The 7,375-nt window shown below is 65.2% G+C and carries 8 protein-coding genes; 1 reads left to right on the top strand and 7 read right to left on the bottom strand.

Annotated elements, in window-relative coordinates; all coding sequences use genetic code 11:
* Positions 1-871: rhodanese-like domain-containing protein (locus tag HMPREF9538_RS04405; protein ID WP_009486094.1), on the top strand; the 871-nt coding region annotated here is incomplete at its 5' end.
* Between the two features lie 12 nt (positions 872-883).
* Here HMPREF9538_RS04405 and HMPREF9538_RS04410 read toward each other — a convergent pair.
* The 7 genes from HMPREF9538_RS04410 to mhpB all read right to left on the bottom strand — a co-directional run.
* Complete coding sequence (locus HMPREF9538_RS04410) at positions 884-1,609, bottom strand: polyphenol oxidase family protein (protein ID WP_004891241.1); 726 nt, start codon at positions 1,607-1,609, stop codon at positions 884-886.
* Between the two features lie 102 nt (positions 1,610-1,711).
* Positions 1,712-2,908, bottom strand: a complete 1,197-nt coding sequence (gene mhpT / locus HMPREF9538_RS04415) for a 3-(3-hydroxy-phenyl)propionate transporter MhpT (RefSeq protein ID WP_009486093.1) — start codon at positions 2,906-2,908, stop codon at positions 1,712-1,714.
* Between the two features lie 75 nt (positions 2,909-2,983).
* A complete protein-coding gene (mhpE, locus tag HMPREF9538_RS04420) occupies positions 2,984-4,000 on the bottom strand; it encodes a 4-hydroxy-2-oxovalerate aldolase (RefSeq protein ID WP_004180340.1) in 1,017 nt (338 codons plus the stop codon).
* Entirely contained in the window at positions 3,997-4,947 is a 951-nt protein-coding gene (mhpF, locus tag HMPREF9538_RS04425) for an acetaldehyde dehydrogenase (RefSeq protein WP_004189514.1), read from the bottom strand. Before mhpF ends, mhpE begins: the two co-directional genes overlap by 4 nt.
* The gene (mhpD, locus tag HMPREF9538_RS04430) at positions 4,940-5,746 is read right to left on the bottom strand and encodes a 2-keto-4-pentenoate hydratase (protein ID WP_002908598.1); all 807 of its coding nucleotides are present in this window, start codon (positions 5,744-5,746) and stop codon (positions 4,940-4,942) included. Before mhpD ends, mhpF begins: the two co-directional genes overlap by 8 nt.
* Before the next feature lie 10 nt (positions 5,747-5,756).
* Complete coding sequence (gene mhpC, locus HMPREF9538_RS04435; RefSeq protein ID WP_009486092.1) at positions 5,757-6,623, bottom strand: 2-hydroxy-6-oxonona-2,4-dienedioate hydrolase; 867 nt, start codon at positions 6,621-6,623, stop codon at positions 5,757-5,759.
* A 17-nt stretch (positions 6,624-6,640) separates the two neighbouring features.
* The coding region (gene mhpB / locus HMPREF9538_RS04440) for a 2,3-dihydroxyphenylpropionate/2,3-dihydroxicinnamic acid 1,2-dioxygenase (protein WP_009486091.1) at positions 6,641-7,375 on the bottom strand (735 nt) is incomplete at its 5' end.

The raw sequence follows: 7,375 nt of genomic DNA, 5'->3' as shown, positions 1-7,375 counted from the left end.
CCCCCCCCCCCCCCCCCCCCCCCGGGGCGCCCGGGCCGCTGAGGTGGCGCATTTTGCCGAACGGGCCGGGGTGGCGGTCATCGATGAGGCCACGCTGCAACGCTGGCAGCAGCAGAGCGACCGCACCACCTTCCTGTTTGATGTCCGCAGCCCCGAAGAGTACGCGGCGGGTCACTATCCCGGCAGCCTGAGCGCGCCAGGCGGCCAGCTGGTGCAGGAGACCGACCACTTCGCCAGCGTACGAGGGGCGCGCATTGTGCTGCTGGATGACGATGGCATCCGGGCGGCGATAACCGGCTCGTGGCTGGCGCAGATGGGCTGGGAGACGGCGCGGCTGAGCGCGCTGTCGACCAGCCAGTTGAGCGAACGCGGGGTGCCAGCCGCCGAGGTGCCGCCCGGCCCGCAGGCGGAGGAGATAAGCCCGGCGCAGCTGGCGCAACAGCTGGAAGAACCCGGTACGGTGGTGCTCGATTTTACCACCAGCGCCAACTTTGTCGCTCGCCATATCCCCGGCGCGTGGTGGCTAACGCGCTCGCAGCTGCGCCAGGCCCTGGAAGCAATCCCTCCCGCCCAACGTTACGTGGTGACCTGCGGCAGCAGTCTGCTGGCCCGCTACGCGGTGCCGGAGGTGGCGGCCTTGACCGGTAAACCGGTGCAGTTGCTTACCGGCGGGACGCTGGCGTGGATCGCCGCCGGTCTGCCGCTGGCGCATGGCGACAGCGGCCTCGCCGTCGAGCGCCGTGACCGCTATCGTCGTCCGTACGAAGGAACCGATAATTCCGCCGAGGCCATGCAGGCCTATCTGGAGTGGGAGTATGGCCTGGTGGATCAGCTGGCCCGCGACGGCACCCACGGTTTTCGGGTGCTCTAGCGCGAGCCCGCCTCAGGCTTCGCGCATGATCCACGAATACTGAAAGCTCTTCGGCGCCGGAAAATGGGTCCGGCGCCGGTAGGAGCCCAGCGACTGCGGGGTGCAGTAGGTACAACTCCCCAGCCATTCAACGCTCGCCGGCGCCACCCCCGCCTCTGCGAAGATCGCTTCGGCAAAGGCGCGCAGATCAAACCACAGATTATCGCAGCCACGTGCGGCGGCTTTGAGCGGATCGCTGACCGGGCCCGAACGGGAATGGAACAGCCGCTGGCGATGGCGGGCCACCCGGTCACCGCCGGGCTGGTCCAGCAGTTGCTGATAGAATCCGGCGGAGACTTCGTAACAGCAGGGGTGAATATGCGGCCCCACGGCGATGACCAGATCGGCCAATGCCACCCCCTGCTGGCGAAAACAGGCCAGACTGTTGTCGACAATACCGCTGACCAGCCCCTGCCAGCCGGCATGCACGCTGCAGACGTAGCGACCGTCGCGCGAGGCGATCAGCAGCGGCAGACAGTCGGCGGTCACCACCCCCACCTTTTGCCCGGCTACCGCGGTAAACACCGCGTCGGCGTGCGGGCGCGTCGGCAGCGGCTGCTGATAATGATGAACCTCATTACCATGCACCAGCTTCACCGGAGCCAGCTCGGCATAGGGAAAGGCGGCGGTTTCATGGACATCGAGAAAAGCGTGGCGGATGCCAGGGATCGCATTGAGCAAACGGGAGGTGTAAGCCATAGGGACGATAAGCGTCAGGGAATGATGTCTTACCTTAGGCCAGGGGACGCGGACAGGCAAGGCGGCGGCCCGGCATTTTTTTACCAGACCGCCGGATGCATATCAGACCATGGCCGCGCGCTGCTGGCGATGCATCAGCCAGAACACCGCCACGCCGGCCAGCACAATGCCCGGCGCCGAGGCCGCCATCACCCCGACGGTGCCGGTGCCGAGGGCCAGCATCTTGCCGGCCAGCAGCGGACCGCTCATCGCCCCAAGACGCCCCACCGCCACGGCGGTGCCCACCCCGGTGGCGCGGATGGCCGCGGGATAAAAAAGCGGCGCCAGAGCGTAAAGCACACTTTGCCCGCCGGTGGCGAACAGCCCGGCGACAAACCCCGCCAGCAGCATGCCAGTCAGCGACGACGCGCTGCCCAGCGCCAGCAGCGACGCCAGAATGCCGCTGTAGATCAGGAGCGACATCCGCAGCGGGGTGAGCTTATCCATTAGCGCCCCCAGCAGCAGCGTGCCGCAGGCGGCGCCGATCTGCAGAGAGAACATCACCCCCGCCGCCTGGCTGGCGCGGAATCCCTGGCCCACCAGCAGCATCGGCAGCCAGTTGATCAGCATATAGACCACCAGCAGGGTGAAAAAATAACCCAGCCACAGCAGCAGCGTAGCGGCGGCCTGGCCCGGGGCAAACAGGGTGCGCAGCGGCACGCTGGCCTCCGCGCGCTGAAACGCCTGCGACTCCGGCAGCCAGCGCATCAGCAACGGGATCAGCAGCAGCGGGACCACGCCGCCAATCCAGAAAATAATCTGCCAGGCCGCGGCGAGACCGGAAAAGCCCAGCGCTACCGCCAGCGCGGCGCCAATGGGTACGCCGCAGTACATCAGGCTTACCGCCCGGCCGCGGAAACGTGAGCCAGCGGCTTCCGAGGTTAAGGCAATCAGGTTCGGCAATGCCGCCCCGAGCCCGACGCCGGTGAGCAGGCGCGCCAGCAGCAGCGTCGGGAAGCTCCATGCCAGCGCGGTGGCCAGCGAGAACAGGCCAAACAGCAGCACCGACCCCAACAGAATGCGCTTACGCCCGTGGCGGTCCGCCAGCATGCCGCCCACCAGCGCGCCGGGCAGCAGGCCGAGGATCCCGGCGCTGAAGATCCAGCCCATCTGCATTTTATCCAGCGCAAAGGCCTGCGCCATGCCGACGGCGGCGATCCCCGCCGCCTGCAGATCCAGCCCTTCCATCAGGGCCACCATAAAACAGAGCCCGATGGTGACCACCAGGCGCGAGGGGGTTGCAGTCGTTATCTTGGTCATAGGGTACCTTGGCGATAGCCGAACAAACGGAGCAGGTGACTGGCGGCTGATGCTTTGTCAGCCGCACGTTCTTAGTTATTTATTGCGGTTAAGCAGATCCAGCGCGACGTCGACGATCATATCCTCCTGGCCGCCGACCATCCGCCGCTTGCCCAGCTCGACGAGAATATCCACCGCGCTGAGGCCATAGCGCTTGGCCGCCGCTTCGCTGTGGCGCAGGAAGCTGGAGTAGACTCCGGCGTAGCCCAGCGCCAGCGTTTCGCGGTCGACACGCACCGGGCGATCCTGCAGCGGCCGCACCAGCTCATCGGCCGCGTTCATCAGGGCGTAGAGATCGGTGCCATGCTGCCAGCCTAGCTTGTCGGCGGCGGCAATAAACACCTCCAGCGGCGCATTGCCCGCCCCCGCCCCCATCCCGGCCAGGCTGGCGTCAATGCGATCGCACCCCTCTTCCACCGCGACGATCGAGTTCGCCACCCCGAGGCTCAGATTATGATGGGCATGCATCCCGGTGGCGGTCTCCGGCTTCAGCACCGCCTTCAGGGCGCGGAAGCGGTCGCGAATGTCGTTCATGTTCATCGCCCCGCCGGAATCCACCACATAGATACAGGTCGCGCCATAAGATTCCATCTTCAGCGCCTGCTGCGCCAGCGCCTGCGGGGAGATCATATGGCTCATCATCAGAAAACCGACGGTGTCCATCCCCAGCTCGCGGGCAAAGGCAATATGCTGCGCGGCGACGTCCGCTTCGCTACAGTGGGTGGCGACCCGCACCACCCGCGCCCCGGCCTGATACGCTGCTTTCAGATCGTGCAGCGTGCCGATGCCCGGCAGCAGTAAGGTGGCGATTTTCGCCTGGCTCACGACATCCGCTGCCGCTTCAATCCAGGCGATGTCGCTGTGGGCGCCAAAGCCATAGTTGAAGCTGGATCCCTGCAGGCCATCGCCATGGGCCACTTCGATGGAGTCGACCCCGGCCTTATCCAGTGCGCTGGCGATCTGCTGCACCTGCGCCAGGGAATACTGGTGACGAATGGCGTGCATACCATCGCGCAGCGTCACGTCCGAGATATAAAGTTTTTTACCGTTCATGCTGTCGCTCCCGCCGCGCTGTGCATTGCCCCGGCCATTTGCTCCGCCGTCGCCAGCGCCGCCGAGGTCATAATATCGAGGTTGCCCGCGTACGCTGGCAGATAGTGCGCCGCCCCTTCCACTTCGAGGTACACCGCGGTTTTCAGGCCGGAAAAACAGCCGACGCCGGGCAGGTTGACCGGCCTGTCCTCGGGGATAACCTCAAACTGAACCTGCTGCTTCAGCCGGTAGCCCGGGACGTAAGCCTGCACTGCCGCCGCCATTTCGGCGATCGAGGCGGCAATCGCCTCCTGCGACGCCAGCTCGCTCAGGATGTAGACGGTATCGCGCATCATCAGCGGCGGCTCCGCCGGGTTCAGTACAATAATCGCTTTGCCCTTGCCCGCCCCGCCGACTTTTTCAATCGCCTGCGAGGTGGTTTCGGTGAATTCGTCAATATTGGCCCGCGTGCCCGGCCCGGCGGATTGGCTGGCGATCGAGGCCACAATCTCCGCGTAATGCACCTTCGCCACTCGCGAGACCGCGGCGATCATCGGGATGGTCGCTTGCCCGCCGCAGGTCACCATATTGACGTTGCCCTGATGGAGATTGTCCGCGAGGTTGACCACCGGTACGCAGTACGGGCCAATCGCCGCCGGCGTCAGGTCGATAACGCGGATCCCCGGCTTCGCTTCGCGCAGCGCGGCATCGTTTTTGATGTGCGCCCCGGCGCTGGTGGCGTCAAAAACAAAATCGATGTCGGCAAATTCCGCCATCTGCATCAGGCCGCCCACCCCTTCGTGAGTGGTCGCAACGCCCAGGCGCCGGGCGCGGGCCAGGCCATCCGACTGCGGGTCGATGCCGACCATCACCGCCATCTCCAGATGCTGGCCGTGGCGCAGGATTTTAATCATTAAATCGGTGCCGATATTCCCGGAGCCGATAATGGCGACTTTACGTTTACGCATCACGATCTCCTTCTCCGGCGGCAACGAAGCGTGCCGCGACTGAGCCAATACCTTCGATATGGGCGACAAAGCTGTCCCCCTCGTTAATCGTCACCATCGGGCCTAACGCCCCGGTCAGCACGATATCCCCGGCCCGCAGCGGTTCGCCGAGACTCGCCAGCTTGCGCGCCAGCCAGACTGCGGCGTTCAGCGGATGCCCCAAACACTCGCTGCCGCGGCCGCTGGAGACCAGCTCCTGGTTGCGGGTCATGTGCATGGCGCACTGCTTCAGATCCAGTCCCGCCGGACGCTGCGCCGGGCCGCCAATGACGTACAGGCCGCAGGAGGCGTTATCGGCGACGGTGTCGACAAAGCCGATTGACCAGTCGCGAATGCGGCTGCCCACCACCTCCAGCGCCGGCAATACCCATTCGATGGCGTTATACAGTTCATCAAAAGTGGTATCGGCATGCGGCAGATCCTGCTTCAGCACCAGGGCGATCTCGGCCTCCACCTTCGGCTGCAGCACGCGGCCAAACGGCACCTCGGCGTTGTCGCCGTAGCACATGTCGGCAAACAGGGTGCCGAAGTCCGGCTGATTGACGCCCAGCTGCTGCTGCACTTTGGGATGGGTCAGGCCCACTTTGCGGCCCACCACCCGCCGGCCATGGGCCACGTGGTGCTGGACGTTCAGACGCTGGATGGCATAGGCGGCGTCGGCATTGTCGACGCCGAGAATATCGCGCAGCGGGGCGATCGCCTGGCCGCTCTGTTCCGCGTCGCGGAGCTGCCGGGCCAGCGCGTCAAGAGAAAAAGTCATCATTTACTCCTTAAGCCCGTGCGAGGAAATTGAGCACCAGCTGATTAAAACTGTCGGCATGTTCCCACTGCGCCCAGTGGCCGCAGTCGCGGTAAATATGCAGTTCCGAACCGGCGATCCCGGCGAGCAGGCGCAACCCGGCGTCCATCGGCACGAAGCGGTCATTGCGTCCCCAGACGATCAGAGTTGGCGCGCTGATTTCGCCCAGCCGCGGGCCAAAGTCAGGAAACTGCTTCGGGTTGGCTTCCAGGCTCTTGACGAAGTTGTCCAGATGGTCGCGGCGTGACAGCATATTGTTGAGACGCGCCTCGAACAGCGCCTCGGTGAGGTCGCGGGTGTCGAAGACGAAGATGCTCATCATCTTTTTGAGGTTTTCAATGGTCGGCTCGCGGTACAGGGCGTTCAGCAGCTTGATGCCCTCGGTCGGCATCGGCGTGAACAGGCTCATGCCGCCGGTCCCCCCGCCCATCAGCACCAGCTTAGCCACCCGCTCCGGCCAGCTCAAGGTGAAGGCCACCGCGCTATGGCCGCCCATCGAGTTGCCCAGCAGATGGACTTTATCGATCCCCAGCTGATCGACCACGCTTTTCAGAATGCGGGCGTTGAGATCCGAACGCGAGCCGCTGTTGACGATAGCATCGCTTTTGCCCCACCCCGGACAGTCGAGGAGCAGCACGCGATAGCCCGCCTCGACCAGCGGGTCAATATTGCGGCTGAAGTTGGCCCAGCCGGTGGCCCCCGGCCCGGAGCCGTGCAGCATGACCACGGTCTCTTTCCCGTCGCCGCAGTCATTGATATGGATACGCAGCGTGCGGCCCCCCTCGTTGACATTGAGGAATCGGCTGGTGGCGGCTTCAGTTTGCGGTTGATAGCTCATGTTAGTCTCCCGGTTAATCAAATCTCGGTGGTGGCGCTCAGCGAGCCGAATCCGGCGATCCACTCGGGGATCGGCCGGTAATAGCGGCCTTCACTGCGCCAGCGGCCAAAAGCGGATAGCGCGGCAAAAGCGGCCACCCAGGTCTTAATTTCGTGCGTCGATTTGCCGGCCATCGCCGACAGCTCGTCATTGCCGATCGCGTCCAGTTCGCTCAGCCGCCCCTGCTCCAGCAGGCTCATAAAGCGGTTGTCCCAGACCGGGTTGAGGGGATGGAGCGAGTGCGGGTCTTCGGTAAACCGTCGGGCGGCGCTGATCACCCGCTGCTGGCGCAGCGCACGTTCGTCCGGCGGCAGCTGTTTGCCGCCGCCGAGCAGACGGTCACGCAGATGGGCGTCGGCCTTCGCCAGCTCCGGCACCGGCGGCTGGTGCGAGAGTCCGCCCGAGCCGAGGATCAGCACCCGCTTATTGAGGGTGTTGAGGAAGCGGCCCATCGCCTCGCCCAGCAGCCGGGTGCGTTGAAAACCCGGCAGCGGCGCGGCGACGCCGTTAATAAACACCGGCAGCACCGGTACGCGGTCCAGGCCACCCAGCAGAAACTCCAGCGGCTGGGCGAAGCCGTGGTCCACCTGCATGTTGTACGACACCGCCAGGTCGATACCGCTGTTGATCACGGCGTGGGCGCAGGCTTCCGCCAGCTCGGTCGGCACCGGCAGGGCGCCGGGGGGGGGGGCGGGGGGGGCGCGGGGGGGGGG

This window comes from Klebsiella sp. MS 92-3 (assembly GCF_000195655.1).
GTDB classification, from domain to species: domain Bacteria; phylum Pseudomonadota; class Gammaproteobacteria; order Enterobacterales; family Enterobacteriaceae; genus Klebsiella; species Klebsiella pneumoniae.
Note: the sequence above shows the minus strand (reverse complement) of the source record. Positions and strands in the feature narration are given on the sequence as shown.